This window comes from Methanofervidicoccus abyssi, from assembly GCF_004310395.1.
In the GTDB taxonomy this organism is placed as follows: domain Archaea; phylum AGJL01; class Methanococci; order Methanococcales; family Methanococcaceae; genus Methanofervidicoccus; species Methanofervidicoccus abyssi.
The window spans coordinates 248672-272945 of sequence record NZ_BFAX01000004.1; the positions used below are offsets into that span (position 1 = coordinate 248672).

A 24274-nucleotide genomic window follows, 5' to 3' on the forward strand; every position below is an offset into this window, starting at 1 on the left:
CCTGCTTTTTTACTGTTTTAATTATTTATAATTTATCGAATAATAAATACATACTATCCAACATTATTATAAGAATATAAGGGAGGAGGTTGTATGGAATTTTGGACTTTAACAAAAAGAAGTAGATGTTACAACTGTAGTAAACTGGCAGATCAAATAATAGAGATATACCCAAATCAGGCTTTTGTTAAATGTTCCAATTGTGGAGCTACAAGGTGTTATATTATTAAAAATGTATATATTGATAATAACAACGTTATAGAGTGTGAGAAAGATAAAAAACTCCTGTACGATAATTGGTTATTGGAAAAAGAGGCAGAATGTTACAACTGTAAAAGATACGCAATCCAGGATATACTTATTACAGTGGCTGGGATGTATGTAAGATGTAGAAACTGCAGATTTACACGGTATTATAGGTTCAACATAATATATATAAGCGAGAAATAGATACAATGGTTTTATTTTTATTGGTTATTTATAACTATTTTTTTAATCATCTCTCTGATAGGGGCCAAAGTATAGTTGTGTATATTTATACATACAAACGAAAATTTTATATAGAAGTTCAAAGGTATAACAACACAAAATCTAATAAAAGAGAAAAAATTTCTATATAAGCATGTACAATAATAGTATATATTATCACCTAATAAAATAACAGATATATTATTACCAAAACAGTATTATATGTAGGTGGTAGAGTATGACAGAAGTAGAACTAATTGTAGCAGAAGCTTATCAAGGGGATGTTGGTAAAGGAATCGTCAGGATAGATCCAGAAATCATGGAGAAGTTAGATCTAAGACCTGGTGATGTTGTAGAGATAGCTGGGAAATCAAAGGCTTATGCCACTGTATGGAGAGGGTACTTGGAGGATAAAGGGAAAGGTATTATAAGGATGGATGGTATTCTGAGACAGAATGCTAAAGCTGGAATTGGAGATAAGGTTAAGGTAAAGAAGGCCGAGGTTAAAAATGCTACAAAAATTGTACTTGCCCCAATGCAGCATGTTAGATTCAGTAGTGGATTTGAAGAGTATGTCAAAAGCAGGTTAGTTGGTCAAGTTGTAAGTAAGGGATCCAAAGTAGTAATAGGGGTGTTAGGTACTGCATTCCCATTTATAGTAGTATCAACATCACCCAAAGGTGTTGTTAGAATAACCGAATTAACAAAAGTTGAGTTGAAGGAAGAACCTGTATCAGAGATTAAAGAGACTAAAATACCAGATATAACCTACGAAGATATAGGTGGGTTGAAGGAGGAAGTTAAAAAGATAAGGGAGATGGTAGAACTACCAATGAGATATCCAGAGTTATTCGATAAACTTGGTATAGAACCACCTAAAGGGGTACTCCTCGTCGGTCCACCAGGAACAGGTAAGACACTCCTTGCAAAGGCTGTTGCAAACGAAGCAGGGGCTAATTTCTACAGTATAAACGGTCCAGAAATAATGAGTAAGTACGTGGGAGAAACTGAGGAGAACCTGAGGAGAATATTCAAGGAGGCTGAAGAGAACGCACCATCTATAATATTCATAGATGAGATAGATGCTATAGCACCAAAGAGGGACGAAGCTACTGGAGAAGTTGAAAGGAGGATGGTTGCACAACTTCTAACCTTGATGGATGGTCTCGAGAGTAGAGGGCAGGTTGTAGTTATAGCTGCAACTAACAGGCCTGATGCACTTGATCCAGCATTGAGAAGACCAGGTAGATTCGACAGGGAGATCACCATAGGTGTTCCAGATAAGAAAGGTAGATTGGAGATACTCCAGATACACACTAGAAACATGCCATTGGCTAAGGACGTAGATCTTGAATACTTAGCAGAGATCACTCATGGGTTTGTGGGGGCAGATCTAGCTGCATTATGTAAGGAGGCTGCGATGAAAACACTTAGGAGGATACTTCCAGACTTAGATCTCGAGAAGGAGGAGATACCAAAGGAAATATTAGATAAGATAGAGGTAACAATGGAGGACTTCAAGGAGGCTCTAAAGGAAGTAGAGCCCTCTGCTCTAAGAGAAGTACTTGTAGAGGTCCCAGATGTTAAATGGGATGACATCGGTGGATTGGAGGACGTAAAGCAGGAGTTAAGAGAAGCTGTTGAGTGGCCACTGAAACATAAAGAGGTATTTGAAAGGATGGGTATAAGACCTCCTAAGGGAATACTACTCTTTGGACCACCAGGAACAGGTAAGACACTCCTTGCAAAGGCTGTTGCAAACGAGTCTGATGCAAACTTCATAAGTGTGAAGGGACCTGAGATATTCTCGAAGTGGGTTGGAGAGAGTGAGAAGGCAATAAGGGAGATATTCAGAAAGGCTAGACAGACTGCTCCAACGGTAATATTCTTCGACGAGATAGACAGTATAGCCCCAAGAAGAGGTATGGATATTGGAAGTAGTGGAGTAACTGAGAAGGTTGTAAATCAGTTGCTAACTGAGTTAGACGGTCTCGAGGAACCTAAGGATGTAGTGGTAATTGCTGCAACCAACAGACCTGATATATTGGATCCAGCACTCCTAAGACCTGGAAGGTTGGACAGAGTACTGTTAGTACCACTTCCTGATAAGGAGGCAAGGTATGAAATATTCAAAGTCCATACTAAGAAGATGCCTCTTGCAGAAGATGTAGATCTGAAGAAGTTAGCAGAGAAGACAGAGGGATACACTGGAGCAGATATAGAGGCTATATGTAGGGAGGCTGCAATGATAGCACTGAGAGAGAATATAAATGCAGAGAAGGTAGAGATGAGACACTTCGAGGAGGCTATGAAGAAGATAAAACCATCTGTAAGAAAGGAGGATATGGAAATATATAAGAGATTGGCAGAAGAGTATGGAAGAGGAACAACGGTAGAGATCTCCGATAAGAAAGAATACTCAGAGTATCACAGGTAATCAAAAATTTTATTTTTTATTTTTATTGTGTATTACGGCGATGATCTGTTATATATAAGGAGTTCACCATTCATGGTGTTAAAATTGGCAACCCTAGTAATTATAACAAAAAAATAATAACAGATGAAAAATAATATAAATTCTTATCAAGGTTCATCAAATACTTTAGATTTATAAAATTTATAAATTTTATAAATTCAATACGAAGTGTCTTAATTATTGGGACGTCCTTTTGTCTTCCATACTACAATCCTTTTATATCCTATAAGGCGTTTTTTATCCCTTTTTCATTTTTTACTAATCTTTATACTATTTATTATTTTTATTGTTCTTTTGTTTATTACTATATTTTTATCGGTTCCAGATTTTTATTGTATACTCTGCAACATACTTTTAAACATTAGGAGTCCATCTGTAGAACCTAGTATCTTTTCCGAAGCTCTCTCAGGGTGAGGCATTAGTAAGACACAGTTACCTTTCTCATTACACACTCCTGCTATGTTGTCTATAGAACCGTTGGGATTAGCATCTTCCGTAATCTCTCCATCTTCATTACAGTATTTAAATACGATCATCTTCTTTTTATACATCTCCTGGAGACCATCTTCATCTATATAGAACCTACCTTCTCCATGAGCTATAGGCATTCTTATAACCTCTCCTTTTTTATATCCTCTTGTAAAAGGTGTTTTGTTATTTTCCACCCTTAGATAAACCCACTTACATATGAACCTCCAGTTGATGTTGTTAGTTAATGCACCCTTTGAGAATCCAGCCTCCAATCCAATTTGGGCACCGTTACAGATACCTAAAACTGGTTTCCCCATCTCCACCATGTTTCTCAATCCTTCTATTACAGGTGTCCTTGCACCTATGGCACCTGCCCTCAGATAGTCTCCATAGGAGAAACCCCCAGGTATAACTGCTCCGTCGAATTTACTTAGATCTCTCTCTGTGAACCATACAATTTGAGGATTTCCTCCTGCCAATCTAATACTACGACAGACGTCTTCTTCACAGTTAGTACCTAGAAACTTTATCACTGCGATATTCATTTTATCACTTAAAAAACCTGTATGGGTAATATTATATATCCCTATATATTTTTAAATACTTTTATAATAATTAAAAAATTAAAAAAATGAACGGGATGACTATGACGGTAGATTTTATCAAAATCGGTGAAAAATGGCAGAAAAAATGGGAGGAAGATAGAATATTCGAAATAGATGCAGGAGATCCAGATGATAAAAACAAGTTCTTTATAACTGCAGCTTTTCCATACCTTAACGGGGTTCTCCACGCTGGACATCTGAGGACATTTACCATACCAGAAGTCGTAGCAAGGTATCAAAGGATGAAAGGTAAGAAGGTACTCTGGACTATAGGATACCATGTGACTGGAACACCTATCTTAGGTTTAGCAGAACTTATAAAGAAGAGGGATAAGAAGACACTAGAAGCCTACAACAAATTACATAATATACCTATGAAGGAACTTCTAAAGTTAGATAGTCCAGAAGCTATAGTGGAGTATTTCTCCAAGAGGGCAACTAACGCCTTTAAGAAGATGGGATTCTCCTTAGATTGGAGGAGAAACTTTACAACAGATGACGGGAGGTTTAAGAAGTTTATAGAGTGGCAGTTCCTGAAGTTGAAAGAGAAAGGATATATAAAAAAAGGTTCCCATCCAGTTAGATACTGTCCATGCTGTGATAACCCAGTTGAGGATCACGATCTTCTAGAGGGAGAAGATGCGACACTCGTGGAGTATGTCCTAATAAAGTTTAAAGGTAGGATAGAGGTAGATGGTAAGGAAGAGGAGTGTATAATACCTATGGCTACCCTTAGGCCAGAGACCGTCTTTGGGGTAGTAAATGCCTGGATAAATCCAGATGGAAAGTACCTTGTAGTTAAGGTGTATAAAGAAGTTGATGGAGAAGATAAGTTGGAATATAAAGGTATATGGGTAGTTAGTGAAGAAGCCTCTGAAAAGTTGAGAAACCAAGGTAGGGTCGTCGAGGTTATTAAAGAAATAAAGGGGGAAGAACTTGTAGGGAAAACTGTAATAAACCCTGTAAATAACAGAGAAGTTCCTATATATCCTGCTAAGTTTGTAGATACGTCTGTTGGTACTGGATGTGTTATGAGTGTCCCTGCCCACGCACCTTACGACTACGTGGCTCTTAGGGATTACTATAGAAGTGTAGGTAAGGAGTTGAAGGATGAAGACCTTATACCACTTATAGAGCTGGAGAACTACGGAAAGTATCCTGCAAAGGAGATAGTAGAAAAAATGGGAATAAAGAGTCAGGAGGATAGAAAAAAGTTAGAGGAAGCTACAAGTAAGATCTATAAGGAGGAGTATCACAAGGGAATACTTAACGAGAACTGTGGTAAATACAGTGGAATGGCTATTAGAGAAGTTAAGGATGTTATTACAAGGGATCTCTTAGAGAAGGGAATAGGTGAGATACTATATGAGTTCTCAGAACCCAGGGTTATCTGTAGATGTGGATCTAAATGTGTTGTGAAGTTAGTTAAGGGACAGTGGTTCATAACATACTCAGATGAGGAGTGGAAGAAATTGGCCCATAAATGTGTAGATAGAATGGAGTTTATCCCAGAATCTCTGAAGAAAGAGTTCCACAACAAAATAGACTGGATGAAGGATAAGGCATGTGCAAGGAGGAGGGGGCTTGGGACTAGACTACCCTTCGATAAGGACTGGGTTATAGAGAGCCTCTCAGATAGTACTATCTATATGGCATACTACACCATAGGAAAGACTATAAACATACACAACATAAGGGAAGAACAACTTACACCTCAACTCTTCAATTACATATTCTACGGTAAGGGAGATATTAAGGAGATATCAAAGATGACGGGAATTTCTAAGGAGTTAATAGAAGAGATGAGGAGGGAGTTCTCCTACTTCTACCCGTTAGATTGGAGATGCTCCGCCAAGGATCTAATATCCAACCACCTAACCTTTATGATATTTAACCATGTTGCACTCTTCCCAGAGAAGTTCTGGCCTAAGGGTATCGTGGTAAATGGGTACGTCACCATAGAAGGTAAGAAACTCTCAAAGTCTAAGGGGCCCCTTCTTCCAGTGGAGGAAGTTGCAGAAACGTATGGACCAGATGTTGGAAGATTCTACATCACCACCTGTGCAGAACTCCCACATGATGCAGATGTAAAGTTTAAGGAGATAGAGAAAGTTAAGGATAACTTGGAGAAGTTCTACCAGTTTGCCCAGGAGGTTGCAGATGTCTCTTCAGGGGATCTGAACTATGAGGAGTTAAGTGTTATAGATAAGTGGCTCCTTCATAGACTTCATAAGGCTATAAAACTTTCAGATGAATCATATAACACCTTCCAACTTAGAAAGGTAGGCGTTCTATTCTATCAGTTGATTAACGACTTAAGATGGTATAAGAGAAGAGGAGGGAATAATAAAAAACTACTCAGATTCGTTGCAGAGACATGGGTAAAGATCCTAGCGCCAATAACTCCACATCTCTGTGAGGAGATATGGGAACTCTTTGGAAAGGAGACATACATCTCATTGGAAACCTACCCAATGGCTGAGGATAGATATATAGACGATACCTTAGAGCTGGGAGAGGAGTTTTTAGCCTCAACCATAGAGGATATAAGGAGAATAGTTGAGATAGCAAAGATAGAACCTAAGAAGATATACCTTTATACTGCAGATAGTTGGAAATACGAAGTACTTAAAATAATGAATGAAAATAAAGATAAGAGTATTAAGGAATTGATACCTATAATAATGAGAAATCCAGAATTTAGAAGATATGGAAAGGAGATACCAAAACTGGTAAGGGATATTATGGAAGTAGGTGTAAAACCTGTAATTAATGAGAAAGAGATACTCAAAGATGGAAAATCTCTAATTGAGAGAAAGTTTGGATGTGAAGTTATAATAAACGGTAAGGATAAAAAGAACAAAAAAAGACAGGCGATACCTTACAGGGTTGCTATATATTTAGAGGACTAGTTTCTATTAAAATTTTTATTAAAAATAATATAGTTATTAAAAAAATATAGTGATAATAATAAATAATCTTCTGAATACTAAAGATAGAAATTTCCAAGGTGGAAAAAAGTAAGCTCTTATCCCCAAGCTAAACTGGATACTGGGGAAACAAAGTAGTAGGGCAAAAAACATAGAGTCCTTAATTCTACTGGTTCATACTAAGCACTGGAAGGATAGACGGTATTCTGTTTCATCCTTTTCAGGTTTTTTTATTTTTTATTTTTTTACTAATTTTCATTATCATTATTTTAACTAGTACTTATATTTGACAGGATCGATGTTGTTATTTGCATTTACATCACTTGTACATGTTTTTCCATATATTTTTAATTAAGACTCTCTTCGTATTGTTTAGTATTATAGTTCCTGTTACTATAATCATTCTTCATCTATCCTCTCAACGTACATTAGAGGATAGTTTAACTCCTTAATATATCTCAATCTCAAGTATGCAACTGTATTTTCCACCTTTACCTTCAACTTCACATCTAACATCTTTCCCTCCAAAGATACATATTCATCTTCTTTTAAATTTCCTACTATCTCAACAGATATATCTTCGACACAGGGCTGGTTCTTCATAGATTCCTCTATAGATCTTTCCAGTATCTCCCTGTTTTTTAAACTTACAGGAGTACCTACAAACTGGTGGAATAAGGCTCCCAAAGTGATACCTCCCTCAAATACCGCTCTTTCTCGGAGAGTAAGATTTTTAAAATAACTTTTAAATACGTCTTTTTCCTCTATTTTCATCTGGGTTCACCTGTTAGGAGTATATGTAAAAAGTAAAAAAATATTAAAAGATTATTAAAATCAAAAAACAGAATGATATTTTATAAAAGATAGAGAATTTTTCAAAGATAATTTTACTCCATTGTCCAACCTATTTAATCATACTACCTACAGGAATATCTCTATCAGGTACTAAAAGTGCTACAGTCTCTTCTCCTCCTGCTAATATCATCCCCTGAGACTCCACCCCACATAACTTAGCAGGTTTTAGATTACAGAGAACCACTACCTTCTTACCTACAAGTTCTTCTGGAGCATAGTGGCCCTTTATACCGGCAACTATCTGTCTCTTCTCATCACCAATATCTACTATCAACTTTAAAAGTTTCTTTGATCTAGGTATCTCCTCTGCCTCCAGTATTTGGCCAATCCTGAGATCGAGTTTTGCAAAATCCTCGATTGTGATCATGTTTTCCTCCTTTTTATCTTTTATATTCAGTATCTCCTTTTTGGCAAGTTCTACCTCTTTATTCTCTATCTTTTTAAACACTACCTTTACTTTCTTCAACTCGCCACCTCTTATATCGAGATCTAATTCCTCATTCATTATATCTAAGAGTTCCATACACTTGTTAGGCATAAATGGATAGAGAAGATATATTATATATTTTACAGTTACTCCACAGGTGTAGAGGATCTCCTTAAGCCTCTCCTCTTCCTTCACATTCCAGGGTTCCATCTTTTGGAAGTAATTATTACCCTCCTGTGCAAGGTGGATAATATCCATAAGTGCTTCTTTGAAGTTGAACTCCATCATATGTCCATGGTATTTCTCTTTTATCTCTTCACATCTTTCCAATAATTTCAGATCTTCTTCCTTTAATCTACCTCTATCTACCTTTATTATTTTCTTAAACTTCCTGTATATAAATACAAGTGTCCTATGGATGAAGTTTCCTATAATTGCAATTAACTCAGTATTTATCCTCTTCTGAAAGTCCTCAAAGGAGAAATCACAGTCCTTATTGAGAGGTGCATTGATCATCAGGAAGTATCTGAGGTAATCTGGATGGAAGTATTTTATAAAGTCCTTCACCCAAACAACCCATCTCTTACTTGTGCTCATCTTCTTTTTCTCCAACGTCAGATAACCTCCGCTTATCACCGAAGTTGGAAGGTTATACTCACCATGGGCGATTAACATACCTGGCCAAAATACTGAATGGTGAATGGCGATATCCTTTCCTATGAAGTGCCATATATTTACATCTACATCTTTACCTCTATCTTTCAGCCAGTAGTCCTTCCAGACATCCCCTAACATCTTTGTAAATGATATATATCCAATCGGTGCCTCCAACCATACGTACATAACCTGGCTGTTGTCATCTGGTAGGGGAACACCCCAACTTATATCTCTGGATATATCCCAGTCGTGAAGTTCTTCTATCCATCTGTATGCCATATTCTTGACGTAATCTGGTATCTTGGAATTTTTAATGTACTCCTTTAATTCTTTAGCTAGGGCACTTAACTTAAAGAACCTATGTTTAGTTTTCCTTATCTCGGGAGTACCTTTACAGATTACACAGTAGGGATCTATCAACTTTGTAGGTTCTAGATGTCTTCCACATATCTCACAGTGATCTCCCCTGGCCTCACCTCCACAGTAGGGACAGGTACCTTCAACATATCTATCTGCTAAGAATTTTTTACAGTGAGGACAGTAGAACTGCTCGATCTCCTTCTCGTAGATATAGCTGTTTTCTTTTAGTTTCAGATAGAACTCCTGGGCAGTTTTTATGTGAATCTCACTGTGGGTTTTCCCATAACTGTCAAACTCTATACTTAAACTATCTAAATCCCTTTTTATCTCCTCATGATACTTATTTACGATCTCTTCAGGACTGACACCTTCTTTTTCTGCAGTTATAGTAATAGGAACCCCGTGATTATCAGTACCTCCAATATGTACAACATCCTTACCTATCATCTTCAAATACCTTCTCATAACATCTGCAGGTATATAGGTACTTCTAACATGTCCTAAATGCAGCGGTCCGTTGGTATATGCTAAAGCCGTTGTAATTAAGTATCTCTCACCCATATTTTCCCTCGTATATTCTACAGATTATAGGGTTTTTAAGTACAGATAACACATCTTTTATCTCCTCATCTGTACAGAGGACAAATAAGGTATCCCCAAGCATGGCCTGGGAAGCTCCCCTACTGAAACTTAGATCCTCACATAGGGATAGTATCTCCTCAGATGCAAGGCCAGTCTCCTTTACAAATATGTAGGATAGCGCCATAAAGTTTTCTAAAGTTGGATTTTTCAGTATCTCTTTTAATAGCCTATCCCCAACCTTATTTATCTTCTCTATCCAGTTAGGGTCTTCTATAACATCCCTCGTTTCTCTCTTCCCAAGTATCTCGACAACTATATAGTATCTGTCCTTATCTTTTATATTAATTTTTTTTACATCTGGAGGAAAACCTGGTTTTTTCCTTATGGTAAATCCTCCAAAGTACTGTCCCATCACATCTCCAAGGCCAGTTCCACATCTTACCTCGCTTATATGGGCTATTTTTAACAACTCTAATTTATTCATCTGTGGATCCATAATCCTTCCTAACTCATAGGCACATCCTAGAGCACAACCTCCAGAGACACCTAAACCACAACCTAGGGGAAGTTGGGATTTGTGTATAACATCATATCCTTCTATACCCATATTATTCAAAATCTCCTTAGTGGGACATAGATCCATCTCCCTATCGTTGAAGTATATCCTCCCTTCCCCTGATCTCACTTCTGTAGTTACCCCCTTATCTACAGTTATCCCTACTCCAGTTGAACCTGTCCTTAGAGGATCCTTCTCCCTGTGGATTCTAAAGAACCCGGTAATATGTCCAGGAACAAACATAGGTATTACCTGAGATACTTTAGACACTCTGGAAAATATTTAGAGATGTAGTCGTAATCCCTCTCTATGTAGATGTGCATACTTACTCCATGATGGGTATAGGTTCCATACTCCACTCCAAGGCTCTCAGCCACTACCTCTCCTAAGGCTATCAATCCAAGGGCGTTGGCATGGTATGCCAGTAGTAAATCGTTACTCCTGAAGAGTACAGTCTGATAAAGTTTATCATCCCTTATAAGAAATTGAATATATTGGAGACAGGGAACACTACCTCTCTTCCTCTTACTTACTTCTATATCTATAAGAGGTTGCCAGGTTATCGCTACAGCCCTTCTAGAATTTTTCTCTTCCCCTAATTTTTCTATAATATATTTTATTTGATCTATGTAATTATCATTTACAGGATACTTGAAGAGCCTACTATGGTAGTCATAGGAAAATTCATTCTCAGAACCGTAAAGTAGGTTTTTAGTATATTGCTCCACAGCGTTTTTACCAAAGGGATACTTTGGACTGATACTCTTTAACTTTGGGTTGGTTATCTCCACGACAACATTTCTGATCTCCCTACAGATCTCCCCATCTTCAGTTGTCATATCTTCTCCTTTTTCAAGCACCTCTTTAACTAGGTACTCATAACTGGCCCTTACCGAAGGTTTTCTGATGGAGAGCATGGCAATCCTCTGTTTTTTGTTCAAATTAATTTCCTATCAAAAATAAAAAATAAACCCTTATAATAAAAATACTAATTAATAACAGTATATCAATAAAAATAAATGGATCATTAATTTATTACCCAGAATTTTCTGAACACTGAGATAAAGGAGGTTATTCAGAAAATCTTTTCTCAAAAAGTTTTCTGTTTTTTATTTTTTCTAATCCCTTTATCTTTATTAATAGTTAATTATATTAATAGTCAATTATTTTTTATTAAATTTTTATTATTTTTATTTAACTATCACTTTGATAAAGATTAGGATAACTTACAAATTATTACCTTTATTATCTAGTTTCCTGTTGAACTCGTATATCCATCTGACATTTCCCCTTAAGACACATCTTGCAACAGATATTAAGTCTGAATATTTCAGCATCTTCTCTGCATTTTTAATAGAGTTTATAGAGTTATTTCCTACAATTATTTTGTCTTTAAAACTTCTCCTTACCTCTTGGATATACTCAATATCTGGATAATCTCTTCCTGGATTAAAACAGTCTAAGTGTATCCCATGGAAGTATCTCCTAACCTTATTTAAATTATCTATAAACTCATCTACAGGTACAACGTTTGCCCTCACCTTTAGAAAAATAGGTTTTTCTATCTCTAACTCCCAGATTCCCTTTAAAAAATCTCTCAAGGTTTCAAAGTTCTCCCTTTTCAACAACTCCTGTCCTATCCCTAACTTAACAATCTCCTCCTGGCGACAGTGACAGTTTAATTCTATTATATCACAGTGTTTTTTCAGGATCTCTATTCTTCTTTTAGCCTCCTCAAAATCTTTAAACCTTATATTTACAGATACGAGGGCGTTGCTTTCTCTAGCTCTTTTTACCTCTCTTTTTATAATATCCTCAAATTCATTTAAATTATATAAAAACTCTTTTCTACCTCTTTTCACAATCTCTTTACTGGCAGACAATGTAGCACTGTCTAAATTGAGACCTCCTAAGGTGACTATTCCAAATAGATTCCTGTATTTTCCACAGTAGGATCCATCTGTAATGCCAGCCATAGGGGCAAGGACTACCTTCCTACCTCCACATTTTTGAAGAACATCCATATACAGGACACCTTATATAGGGCATAACGTGTTAAACTTCCTCCTTATATTGTAATTTTTGTAGTTCAAGGTACATACTTGGCCTTCTACCTTACCCTCCCTAATAAGTTCCAATCCGATATCTGCCATATTGGATGCGTCTTCTGCAGTCTTCCCTATACCTATGCCTGCCTTCAACTGAACACCTGTTTTATCCTTTATATCCCCAAAAATAGCGATAAAATCACTCTCAGTCATCCCGTTACAGGGACACATGAAGTTATCCCCACCTATGAAAAACACCATTGCACCGTACTTTTTCAACTCCTTGATGAGTCTTAGATGAATCTCGTTAATACGTAGATAGGCATCATAGGCACTCTCCAAGTCTGTTAGTGTTTTTGTAACGTTGTTTATATCTATATGTGCCAGTTGGACGTATCCCTCCTCTAAGATAAAGTCATTTGCAACATCTAATACCTCCTTTCTATACTTATCCTGGGCACTTCCATGTTCTTGGATCTTCTCTGTGGCCAATTTTTGAGCCTCATAGGGAGTCTCTGCCGAAGCTATACCCATACTAATTGTAAAAGGATATCTGTTCTTTATACTATCCTGAATCCTCCTGTGGGTTTCAAGATCTATACCGTTAGTTATTGCGATCAAGTTGTCAAACCTGGTATAGAACACAAGTCCTTTATGGGCTCCAAATTGAAGGTTTAGATCTCCATAAAGTCTTGACTGAAGTGCCTGTAGGTCGCTCTCCCTTCTAGGATTTGGTGTTACAGTCCAAGGTCCGTAGTTGTCGATCTGAATAACGGTAACCTGTATCATACTATCATCGTTAGTGTTGTAGGTTGTAGTATATGATTTGTTTTAAACCACAAAAAGTATACTAAGTACGATTATTTATACTACTACATTAATTTATATTAATTTATACTACCTACCATTATAAATATTTTGATTTCCCCAAATCATCCCACAGGATATTGTGAAATAGAAAGATATAAAAACTTTAAAATTACTATATTGTATATAATGACAATAATTAAATGAAATTAAATTAAAGAGAGGGATAGAATGGAAGAAAGAGTAACTATAAGTGTTATCAAAGCAGATGTTGGAGGACTCTGTGGTCACACTGAAGCCCCAGAAGAGTTACTGGATGTATGTGATTATGTCCTTGAAGAAGCTGTAGATGAGATACTTATAGATTACTACGTTACAAGATGTGGGGATGATATAAACCTCATCATGACTCATAGGTTAGGTATAGACAACGAGAAGATCCACGGGTTGGCATGGAGAGCGTTTGAAGAGGCCACTAAGGTTGCAAAGGAGTTAAAACTCTACGGAGCAGGTCAGGATTTACTTGCAGAAGCATTCAGTGGTAACGTTAGGGGAATGGGACCAGGATGTGCAGAAATGGAGTTTGTAGAAAGACCAAGTGAACCTGTAATAGTATTTTGCTGTGATAAAACAGATCCTTCTGTATTTAACTTGCCACTATATAGGATATTTGCAGATCCTTTTAACACTGCAGGATTGGTGTATGATAAATCCATGATTAACGGCTTTAAATTCGATGTGTTAGATGTAATTGAAAATAAACAGATAACGTTGAAAGCACCAGAGGAATCCTATCAGTTGTTGGCTCTTATAGGAAACTTGGAGAGATACTGTATAAAAAGAGTACATAGGGCGAAAGATAACGAGATTGCAGCAGTTGTAAGTTCTGAAAAGTTAAATTTAATCGCGGGAAGATACGTGGGAAAGGACGACCCAGTTGCAATTGTTAGGGCTCAAAGTGGAATGCCTGCAGTGGGAGAGGTTTTAGAGGCTTTTGCAACTCCACACTTTGTACCTGGATGGATGAGGGGATGTCACTGGGGACCTTTGATGCCAGTAAGTGAAGAAGATGCAAGACCTGCAAGATTTGACGGACCTCCAAGGATTATGGCCTTAGGATTCCAGATTTCAAATGGAAAGTTAATAGGACCAAACGATCTATTTGACGATGTGTCCTTCAACAGAGCTAGGGAGAAGGCTTTAGAAATGGCAGATATGATAAGAAGGATGGGACCATTCCAACCTCACAGACTACCTGAAGCCATGATGGAGTATACTTCAGTACCAGAGGTATTGGCAGAGTTAAAAGAGAGATTTGTAGAGACTGAAAAAGTTGAAAAAGCTGAAAAATTGAGAGAAAGGGGAGAAATAGAGTAATTTTTAAAATAGATAAACCTTTACATACTCCCCCTTTTCATAACCTTCTACATTTTCATCTATTATTATATATCCATCTCCATCCTTAAGAGAAGAGAGTATTCCACTTCCTTTAATTCTCAAGGGTTCAACGTAGGTCCTCTTATTTTCGCTAACTAACTTTACTCTAACTACATCTGTTCTCCCTGGTGTAGAAGGAACACTCCTCGCCAGTGGTAGATATATAGATCTCCTACTCCTGAAGTAATTTCTGAGGAACAACTCAAACTGCACTACTGCAGCAACCGGATATCCTGAGAGTATATATAAGAGTACCTCCTTCTCTCCTAGAGAACATCTTCCAAATCCAAAAGGTTTTCCAGGCCTTATCTGTACTCCGTGGATTATCAACTTTCCAATATCTTTAACAACTTCAACGGTGTAATCCCTATCTCCTACCGATGTACCTCCAGTAGTTATTACTATATCATTTTCTTCTATTGACTTTAACAGGGCTTCTTTTATCTCTTCCTTATTATCTCCTACGCTCTTGTATATCTTTGGACTGAAACCTAATTCCTTTATCAGGGCATAGAACATAGGAGTATTAGAGTTTATTATATATTTTTTTTTCCTTTTCAACTCTTCTATGCTACTGAAATCCTCTAAATCTACCAGCTCATCTCCTGTAGATACAACCCCCACACTTAAATCATAAGTCCTGATATACCTTATACCTAAGGAAGAGAGTATTCCTATATGATACGGGGTAATAACATCTCCTCTCTTTAATATTAGATCCCCTTTTTTAATATCCTCTCCTACTTTACATATATTCTCGTAGGGACGAACTCCCTCCCTGATCTCAACAAACCCTTCCCCTTCTCTACAATACTCTTTCATTACAACTGCATTGACACCTTCAGGAGTTGCCATTCCAGTGGATAATTTGACACACTGACCTTCCCTAACAGGTTTATGTGGATCCCCCAGGAGATCCAATATTATAGGATTTGTTTCAGAGGCTCCAAAGGTATCTTCCGCTATTACCCCATAGCCATCCATAGCAGCTCTATTGAACATAGGTAGATCTTCAGGAGATAGTATATCTTCAGAGGATATCTTATTATAAGCTTCATATATAGGAATTAGTTTAACCTTTTCTGTGGCTAATTTTTCCAGTCTTTTGAATACTATCTCTTTAGCTTTTTTATAGGGCATTAGGTTCTTCAGGAACATAACCATCACCATGGATAATAAAATAATTAATCAATTAATCAATAATAAAAAATATAGTAAAAATCCTAATGGAAAATAAATTAATATAAAACTAACCACATACTTCCAATTAAAAGTTTAAAAAAATAATAGTTAATAAAAAGAAAAAAAAGAAAAAACAACAAAATTAAAAACTCTATCTATATCTATAAAATAATAAAATAATATAGAATATATCTACTCTCTACTCCTCAACATTGGAAGGGAATGATCTCTCCTAATCTGTTTCTAGATTTAGGAACATTTGAGGAAGGACTGTCTGTTAAGTATTATAATCTATAATCTTACCTTACTTAGATTCATTTTTGTCCAAGTATATGAACCTTTCAGTTATAACCTCTAAGCATTTCTCTACACTTTCACTTATAGATATATTTTCTATTACTGGAATGTCATACTCATAAGCCTTCTTTACGATATAGTCGTTTATTTTCCTTATTATCTTAAAGTGTTTTAGGTATCTCTCCATAGGCCTCGATGTAATTTTAGCTCTGGCTGCAAACCTTTCCTTATGCATCTTCTCGGAACTGAGAGTTAAGATTAGTGTTATAATGTTTGGCATCTTAGTGTATTTCTCCTTCATAAATCCTGGGATAATATGAGTCCCTTCGATTATAACACTCAATCCCTCTTTTAGACTCCTATCTATCAGACACTCCACTCCAACTAAAACCAACTCAACGTGTCTCTCAAATCCTAAAATATGTATATCCTTGTCGTTAGTTTCTGAAGGTATCCTTAGAGCCTTCCAGGCTGTATAGGAAGATTCATATAACATAGGTACTAGATCCTTGGATACGCTTCCCCTCATAACCTCTCTGATGGAATCTGTGCCTATAACACTGGGAATTCCTAACCTCGATGCTAATTCAAAGGCTATTGTAGATGTACCTACTCCACTAGCTCCACCTATAAGTATTATTATAGGATGTTTCTTTAATATCCTCCTCCATAGCAGATATTTCTCAGCGATACATTTGTAGTTTTTGGATAATAAATACTCGTAGACAATTCTCCTTATTTCATCCTTGGTGATGGTATCTACTCTCTTTTCATTTAACATCTTTTCAATTTCCTTTGCTATATAATAAGCCTCACTTGGTTTCATCCCTGCTGCAGTTAGGGATCTGGCAAGAATTCCCTTAGAAAAGGGCATATCATAATTTTTGCCCTTTACAATTATTTTATTCGTTATCTTTTTGAGGTCCATAAAATTTCCCCTCTTTGTTGGAATTTGCTAATAAGAAAAAAATAATTCATGAGGAGCGATAATAAAAGTATTGTAAAAATTGTAAAATAATAATTATATAATTACTATAAAAAAATATATCTATTTTACCAACAACTCTTTACAATTTATTTAAATTATCTAACTGTCGTATGTGATCCTATGGGGAAGAAAAATTACCTCACTTCAAAGTTTAAAGAAGATACAAAGTTCGCCTCTAAGTATGAAATAGACGTTATCAACAGATTGACAGATTTAAACCTCCAATATGATGATCTACTACTTCTGGAAAAACTCCCTGGTATGGACTACAGGAAAAGGGTGTATATAGAGGATGATACTCAAATAGGGATACTGGAGTTTGATCTCGTGGATTTAGATTGGAAATTTACACCTACTCCCTACTATTATCAACTTACAGGCTCTAAAAGAATCCATTTAAAATCTATAAAGAGAAGACTGAAGGGTAAATATCTAAAAGAAGAGTATTTAGAGGATCCTGGGGAATACTTGGAGATTGCTAAAGGGAGTAATAACTTCATAGGAGTGGAGATGGGGGACTTCATAGGGGTAGGTGTAAAAAAAGAGAAGGGTATTAAATTGAAAGATTTAAAAAGAAAGAAAAAGAATATTTATATTAAAAAAATAGAGGACTACTTAGAGAAGAATAGAGAGAGAATAAATAGCCTTTTAGAGTATTCCAAGGACATTCTTAAAAAATATATAGAGAAGTATAAGAAAAAAGGTTATATAATAAACACCTCCTTCAGTGGAGGAAAGGACAGTAGTGTCTCTACACTCCTTGTAAGGGAAATAATCCCTGATATAGATGTTATATTTATAGATACAGGTTTGGAGTATCCAGATACTATAAAGTATGTAAAGAGATTTGCAAAGGAATACGATCTAAACTTGCATGTAGTAGATGGAAATTACTTCTGGGGTCATCTAGAAAAGGAGGGGATCCCTACAAAGGACAATAGATGGTGCAACAGTGTCTGCAAGTTGATACCTTTAAAAAATTTTTTCATGGAACACTATCCAAATAAAAAGGTATTGACAATAGATGGATCGAGAAAATTCGAGAGTTTCACTAGATCTAAATTAAGTTATACAAGAAAGAGCAGATTTATAGATTTCCAAGTTAACCTCTTTCCTATATTAGATTGGAACGCTATAGACGTCTGGAGTTATATTCTCTTAGAGGAAATTCTCTATAATCCCCTCTACGACAAGGGATTTGAGAGAATAGGTTGTTATCTATGTCCCGCTGCACTTAACAGTGAGTTCTTACGTGTAAGGGATCTCTATCCAGATCTTTGGAGTAGATGGGTTAATTACTTAAGAAAATACTACACTATGGAGGAAATACTTAGGGGCTTTTGGAGATGGAGAGTACTTCCTCCAAAGATGGAAGAGTTGAAGAAGTGTTTATATAACTGTAATAATAATTTAGAGTAAAGTGAAAAACATAACAAAAAATTTACCTTAAGATTTTATTATTTTAATATAATCATAAAATATATCAAAACGATAACAAGAACAAAAATAACAAAATTCTTACTCTTTCACTTGGTATCAACTCTCTAAATACTGGAATAAATAGATGAAATTTTTTTCTATTTTTCAAATCTTCTTATATATTTTTCTTCTTATTTTTATAATACTTTGTTATTATCTATTACCTTGGAAACTGGAGTTTCTTTATTATCTGAATTTTTCAACACCCCTCCCTATAGATATAAAAGTCTTTATAATTATTTTTTAATTGTATATACTATAATAATATTAAAACATTGAAATTTTTAAAACATAATTAACTATAAAAAATGAAATTGCAATAAACTACACCTTATTCTCACAAAACTATAAAATCTTTGGATTTTGTCCCCGAACTAATATAGAAATAATTAATAAACTAAGAGCTTATACCTAAATCAAAAATACTTTAGGAGGGTAATACCATGGGGATGACACTTGTTGAAAAGATCCTTGCTAAAGCATCTGGAAAGAGATCTGTATCTCCTGGAGATATAGTGATGGCAAAGATAGATGTAGCCATGGTGCATGACATCACAGGGCCACTAACTGTGAATACCTTAGAGAAGGAGGGAATAGAAAAGGTTTGGGATCCTGAGAAGATAGTTATACTCTTCGATCATCAGGTGCCTGCTGACAGTATCAACGCTGCCGAGAACCACATACTTATGAGGAAATTTGTAAAGAAACATGGGATAAAGAACTTCTACGATATAAGGGAAGGTGTATGTCATCAGGTACTTCCTGAGAAAGGACATGTTGTTCCAGGTACTGTAGTTGTTGGGGCGGACTCCCACACCTGTACCCATGGGGCCTTCGGTGCCTTTGCAACAGGCATAGGTAGTACAGATATGGCTGCAGTATTTGCTACTGGGGAGTTGTGGTTTAAAGTACCTGAAACACTGTACTTCAATATTACTGGGGAACTGAATCCCTATGTAACCTCTAAGGATGTGATCCTCCATATCATCGGTGAAGTAGGGTTTGACGGAGCAACCTACAAGGCTGTGCAGTTTGGAGGAGAGACTGTTAAAAATATGAGTATAGCTTCAAGGATGACTATGACGAATATGGCTATAGAGATGGGTGCAAAAACAGGAGTAATAGAACCTGATGAAAAGACTATTAACTATATAAAGGAAGTTATGAGGAAACATGGGAGGGAGAAGCCCTTCGAGGTGATAAAAGGGGATGAAGATGCAGAGTACGAAGAAGTTTATGAGATAGAGGTAGATGATTTAAACCCTGTATTTGCCTGTCCTCACGCTGTAGATAACGTAAAACCTGCAAGAGAGGTTGCTGGGAAACCTATAGATCAAGTATTCATCGGCTCCTGTACAAATGGAAGGCTGGAAGACTTGAGAATGGCAATGAGGATTATAGAGGAGCATGGAGGTATTGCAGAGGATGTAAGGGTCATAGTTACCCCCGCCTCACGGGAGGTTATGCTAGCCGCCATGGAAGAAGGTTTAATACAGAAGTTCTACAAGTACGGATGTGTTGTAACTAATCCATCATGTTCTGCATGTATGGGAGCACTTTACGGAATCTTAGGACCTGGGGAAGTAGGAGTTGCCACCTCTAACAGAAACTTCAGAGGTAGGGAAGGATCTTTAGATTCAGAGGTATATTTAGCATCTCCTATTACAGCGGCAGCCTGTGCAGTTAAGGGAGAGTTAGTGGATCCCAGGGATCTGTAGAGGGATTCTTAAGATTTTTATTTTATTTATTAAATCTATTATATTTTCATGATTCCAAAGGTTTATCGATTAATATACAGTATCAAGGGAAGAATTATAGAGAAGTTTTTATCTTCTTTTTATTTTTATCTATATATTTAACCTTTTTTAATTACAATGTTTAAATGTTTCCTTCATACATTACTCCTAACTCATCTTGAAGGAAAATTAGGAGCTTTAAAGTAAGGCTCTCTCCTAAGTATTCCCTGGTGGATATACTCTCTTATATCTTCTCCTCTCCTTAAAGGTGTAAGTATATCTACTAAGTTATCCTCCCTAAGGAGACAGGGTTTTATATATCCGTCGTAGGTTAGCCTTATTCTTGTACAGTGGTTACAAAACTCTGTATTATCCATAGGCCTGACGAACTCCACCTCTAAATCGCCTATGTAGTATTTCTTTCTGTTGTGCATCGACCTTCTCGTCACTACTTTGTCTGATATCTCCGCTATTTTCTTCTCTATAGGTGTTATATCTACGTAGTATCTCTTTAAATTCTCATTCAGAGGCATAAGTTCTATAATCTGCAGTATGGCCCCAACCTCCCTACAGTAATTCATAAGATCCTCCAAATCCTCCAGTGTATTTTTCATTACAAGATAGTTTATTTTCAGAGGTGTAAGACCTACCTCTATAGCTCTCTCTATGCCTGCCTTTACCAACTCAACATCTCCATAGGTGGTTATTCTTCTATATTTTTCAGGATCTAAGGTATCTAAACTGACATTAACCCTGTGGAGACCGGCATCCTTCAATCTTTCAGCATATTTCTCCAAGAGTATCCCATTTGTAGTTAGGGAGATGTCCTCTATTTTAGGATGGGATACCCTTTCAAGTATCTCAGGTAGGTCCTCTCTTAGAAGGGGCTCTCCTCCAGATATTTTAATTTTTTTAATCCCAAATTCTAAGAAAGTTCTTACAATCTTTCCTATCTCTCCAGGTGTCATATATCTACTATTAAATTTTCTGTATCCCTCTCTATGGCAGTAGAAACATTTTAAGTTGCAGTATGGTGTTACAGATATTCTCAACGATCTTATTTCCCTGTTGAAAGGATCCTTCATGATACCCCAATAACAAATATTAAAAATAGTGTTAATCAACAATAGTTAAATATAAGCAACAATTAATTAAAATATTTTATCAATGAAGCGGAAATATAACTCCATTATATTTCTGACTAATCAAAAGTTTTATAAAGATGAACGATCTAAATGGTAGACAAGATTTCTTCGAATTTGGGATAATTAAGCCCGAAAAACGGAGTTAAGAGTGAAGGATCAGAACGGCAGGGATATAAACAGTTTTATATTATTATAATACTTATAATAATGTTTATAATAATTTTTATTAAGTTGGGATTATGAAGATATCCTACAAAGATTTCCTTATCCTGTTGCTCGTTATTACCCAAATATTCTTAATTTTCCACATCGTATTTAAAACAGAGAACAACCATCTATATAATTCATACAGTACTAACAACCTAAGTGATACTAAAGAAGATGTTAGAAAACATGACATGTTAAATGTTGGGGGGAATAATAACACCAACAATTCCAGTGAAAAGCCCAACAGTAACATTCTAAATATTACAAGAGCGAATAATCTCCACTTCACTGAAGATTTAAACAGTAGTGTCTTGTACCATACTCGAAAAAACGACTCCACTGTAAAAAATATCTCCCTCAGCAAATTCTTCATGGATCTACCTTATTCCAACACTATAAGGATCTCTGAAGAAGGTAAAGAAGGTATAATAAAAACCTATACAGAAGATGGAAGAATAATAAATTTTGATGTTAGAAACTACAAACCTAACTTAGATAACCCAAGGTATGTAAAAGTTTCAAAAGAGATAAGATCCTTTAAGTACGGTGTTTATTATAAATATACCTTCACTGTTCAATATAACAACATCACTTCGGTGAGTTACTGCTACTACAGGAGAGTTGGGAAATACTATATAATTATGGAATTTAATAAAGAAGATGAATTTGTGAAAGATATGTGGCTAAGGTGGAACGAATATATTGAAAATCTTCTATATCAGTAGGAATTTTTTTATTTTTTATCTTAATTATACTTAATAAAATTTAATAATAAAAATAACAACAATAAAAAGTGTAAAAAAACCTAAGAAAAGATTCGACAGAATTCTATCTATTTTTTCCAGTGCTCAATGTTTGAGATATTTTTTTCTTTAGTTATTATTATAAATTTTAGTTATTATTATAAATAAAAATAAAATAATGTAGAAAGACTTGACAATCTCAAATATATTAGAACAATTATAAAACGTTTAAAAAGATGTTATTCTCTTTACAACCATAGTAGCATAACATCCTTTCTTCAGTTGGAATTCCACAGTAACTTTATATCTTCCCTTGTTCAATTCATCTTCTACGAACTTACTGTATCTTACATTTTCTGGAATAGAGATTATTCTTCTCTCAGTATAGGAAGGTTTGGAGAGATCCAGCAGTTTGTTAAAATCTTCTATACTTAAACCTTCTCTTTTTAATATGTCTTCTATAATTCTTCTATCTTCTTCCTTAATATCTTTTGTACCTATATCGTGGGTTATGGTGGGAAAGGTTCTATCCTTCATAATGTCAAGGATGTCTTTTTCTATATTCTTATAGAATAAAAATGATCCACAAATGTAATCGACGTATATTCTATCTTCTTTGGGAATACACTTCTTTAAAATACTTTTTACAGATTCGTTCCAGAGGTAACTCTGATAAGCAGAGACAAACAACTTCTTCAACCTAATATCCACATATTTAAAAGCTTCTTTAAATTTTTCTTCGTCATGCTCTCTACTTTCCAGATATCTAATTATGTTGTTAAACATTCTGTCCCTTATCCCTCTGTCTTTCATATACCTTATAATAGATCTCCAATCCCCCCAATGGCTCCTTATATACCTTTTTAAATCTTTTATCAACCTGTTTTCACTCTTTTTATATCTAGTTAGTATTATCTTAAGGGCCTCTTCGTAGTTTCCCATCATATACTCCCTAGCTATAAACTCTCCCCTTCTATATACACTTCCAAATCTCTGAGTGTCGTAATAGTTAGGGACTCCCAAGTGTAGCTTTTTTAGATTCTCCTCTATCTTTGGAAGGTGTTCCTCTTTGAGATACCTAATAGTGATCTTAAATTTATTTCCTGCCAACTGTCCTAATTTTAAAGGACTCCCCACTTTTCTTAGATATTTCAGTTCCAAGTTATTTTCCTTTAGAGAGAGTTTTCCATACCTTATGGGGATGGTAATATATTGTATTGTAATGGCATGTCTATCCTTTAAACCACAGTAACCTATCTCCTTTAGAGGTATCTTGAACTTCTTTGATATATATGACAACGTCCTTAAAATCTCCATGTTTGTCTTTTTTAATAAATACAGGTTGAAAGTGTCCCCTTCTTCGAGAATATTCTCATCCAATATCTCCTCTACAATAAAATCTTCTGGAAGTTGTCTAATTTTAACCTTCATATTTTCTACCAGGAGTTTTAAATTTTTATATTTTATAAATGTAGAAAGTTTTAAGACATTGTATGGCACAGGATTAAAATATCCAAAGGGTTTTTAAACACCGGGACAAAATAGAAAATTCTACTGGGATATAATATAGAGAATTTATCTTATTATTTTTAACTATTATGGGAACTAGAGCAATATCTTAAAACTGTAATGATGAATATGGTATAGAGTTTTCTAATATTCTTATTTAAATGTTAACAACGAGTTCTTATCAAAGTTAATTCTGTTTGATACAAAAGAATATCTAACAGTGTTATTTAGAAAATAGTGTTAATCCTTTAAGAAAAATTTACCTTCCCCAATATTTAGGATGGAGGAGAAAATATCTATTTCTTTTTA

At 35.6% G+C, this 24274-nt stretch carries 18 protein-coding genes; 7 read left to right on the forward strand and 11 right to left on the reverse strand.

The features are described 5' to 3' along the window. The first annotated feature begins 93 nt into the window (after nt 1-93). Both MHHB_RS05535 and MHHB_RS05540 read left to right on the forward strand, forming a co-directional pair. A complete protein-coding gene (locus MHHB_RS05535; protein WP_131007667.1) occupies nt 94-450 on the forward strand; it encodes a hypothetical protein in 357 nt (118 codons plus the stop codon). A gap of 256 nt (nt 451-706) precedes the next feature. Continuing rightward, nucleotides 707-2905, forward strand: a complete 2199-nt coding sequence (locus MHHB_RS05540; protein WP_131007668.1) for a CDC48 family AAA ATPase — start codon at nt 707-709, stop codon at nt 2903-2905. A gap of 368 nt (nt 2906-3273) precedes the next feature. Here the strand turns inward: MHHB_RS05540 and purQ are convergent, their stop codons facing one another. After that, nucleotides 3274-3960, reverse strand: a complete 687-nt coding sequence (purQ, locus tag MHHB_RS05545; RefSeq protein WP_131007669.1) for a phosphoribosylformylglycinamidine synthase I — start codon at nt 3958-3960, stop codon at nt 3274-3276. A 101-nt stretch (nt 3961-4061) separates the two neighbouring features. Here purQ and leuS point away from each other — a divergent pair, with 101 nt between their 5' ends. Beyond that, nucleotides 4062-6932, forward strand: coding sequence for a leucine--tRNA ligase (gene leuS, locus MHHB_RS05550; RefSeq protein ID WP_131007670.1), 2871 nt, complete (start codon nt 4062-4064; stop codon nt 6930-6932). 417 nt (nt 6933-7349) lie between these two features. On the opposite strand, the gene MHHB_RS05555 is transcribed toward leuS, so the two are convergent. The 6 genes from MHHB_RS05555 to MHHB_RS05580 form a co-directional block, all read right to left on the reverse strand. After that, nucleotides 7350-7724, reverse strand: coding sequence for a dihydroneopterin aldolase family protein (locus tag MHHB_RS05555; RefSeq protein ID WP_131007671.1), 375 nt, complete (start codon nt 7722-7724; stop codon nt 7350-7352). Between the two features lie 130 nt (nt 7725-7854). Beyond that, nucleotides 7855-9810, reverse strand: coding sequence for a methionine--tRNA ligase (gene metG, locus MHHB_RS05560; RefSeq protein ID WP_131007672.1), 1956 nt, complete (start codon nt 9808-9810; stop codon nt 7855-7857). Then, nucleotides 9803-10630, reverse strand: a complete 828-nt coding sequence (locus MHHB_RS05565) for a pantoate kinase (RefSeq protein ID WP_131007673.1) — start codon at nt 10628-10630, stop codon at nt 9803-9805. Before MHHB_RS05565 ends, metG begins: the two co-directional genes overlap by 8 nt. Nucleotides 10631-10635: 5 nt before the next feature. Further along, the gene (locus MHHB_RS05570) at nt 10636-11304 is read right to left on the reverse strand and encodes a thymidylate synthase (protein WP_131007768.1); all 669 of its coding nucleotides are present in this window, start codon (nt 11302-11304) and stop codon (nt 10636-10638) included. A gap of 309 nt (nt 11305-11613) precedes the next feature. Then, complete coding sequence (locus MHHB_RS05575) at nt 11614-12411, reverse strand: MJ0144 family RNA dihydrouridine synthase-like protein (RefSeq protein ID WP_131007674.1); 798 nt, start codon at nt 12409-12411, stop codon at nt 11614-11616. A 12-nt stretch (nt 12412-12423) separates the two neighbouring features. Beyond that, nucleotides 12424-13224, reverse strand: coding sequence for a GTP cyclohydrolase III (locus MHHB_RS05580; RefSeq protein ID WP_131007675.1), 801 nt, complete (start codon nt 13222-13224; stop codon nt 12424-12426). 249 nt (nt 13225-13473) lie between these two features. On the opposite strand from MHHB_RS05580, the gene fbp reads away from it, so the two are divergent. After that, on the forward strand, nt 13474-14619 hold the full coding sequence (gene fbp / locus MHHB_RS05585; protein WP_131007676.1) for a fructose-1,6-bisphosphate aldolase/phosphatase: 1146 nt from the start codon (nt 13474-13476) through the stop codon (nt 14617-14619). A 3-nt stretch (nt 14620-14622) separates the two neighbouring features. On the opposite strand, the gene MHHB_RS05590 is transcribed toward fbp, so the two are convergent. Both MHHB_RS05590 and MHHB_RS05595 read right to left on the reverse strand, forming a co-directional pair. Further along, nucleotides 14623-15843, reverse strand: coding sequence for a molybdopterin molybdotransferase MoeA (locus tag MHHB_RS05590; protein WP_131007677.1), 1221 nt, complete (start codon nt 15841-15843; stop codon nt 14623-14625). A 322-nt stretch (nt 15844-16165) separates the two neighbouring features. After that, entirely contained in the window at nt 16166-17086 is a 921-nt protein-coding gene (locus MHHB_RS05595; protein ID WP_131007678.1) for a 2-phosphoglycerate kinase, read from the reverse strand. Between the two features lie 180 nt (nt 17087-17266). Between MHHB_RS05595 and MHHB_RS05600 the strand changes: the two genes are divergently transcribed. Next, on the forward strand, nt 17267-18565 hold the full coding sequence (locus MHHB_RS05600) for a phosphoadenosine phosphosulfate reductase domain-containing protein (RefSeq protein WP_131007679.1): 1299 nt from the start codon (nt 17267-17269) through the stop codon (nt 18563-18565). 503 nt (nt 18566-19068) lie between these two features. Next, nucleotides 19069-20343, forward strand: coding sequence for an isopropylmalate/citramalate isomerase large subunit (leuC, locus tag MHHB_RS05605; protein WP_131007680.1), 1275 nt, complete (start codon nt 19069-19071; stop codon nt 20341-20343). 191 nt (nt 20344-20534) lie between these two features. Here the strand turns inward: leuC and moaA are convergent, their stop codons facing one another. Further along, on the reverse strand, nt 20535-21446 hold the full coding sequence (gene moaA, locus MHHB_RS05610) for a GTP 3',8-cyclase MoaA (protein ID WP_131007681.1): 912 nt from the start codon (nt 21444-21446) through the stop codon (nt 20535-20537). 299 nt (nt 21447-21745) lie between these two features. Here moaA and MHHB_RS05615 point away from each other — a divergent pair, with 299 nt between their 5' ends. Continuing rightward, on the forward strand, nt 21746-22438 hold the full coding sequence (locus tag MHHB_RS05615; protein ID WP_131007682.1) for a hypothetical protein: 693 nt from the start codon (nt 21746-21748) through the stop codon (nt 22436-22438). Nucleotides 22439-22684: 246 nt separating this feature from the next. Here MHHB_RS05615 and truD read toward each other — a convergent pair whose 3' ends face one another. Continuing rightward, entirely contained in the window at nt 22685-23899 is a 1215-nt protein-coding gene (gene truD / locus MHHB_RS05620; RefSeq protein ID WP_268220677.1) for a tRNA pseudouridine(13) synthase TruD, read from the reverse strand. Nucleotides 23900-24274 lie beyond the last annotated feature (375 nt).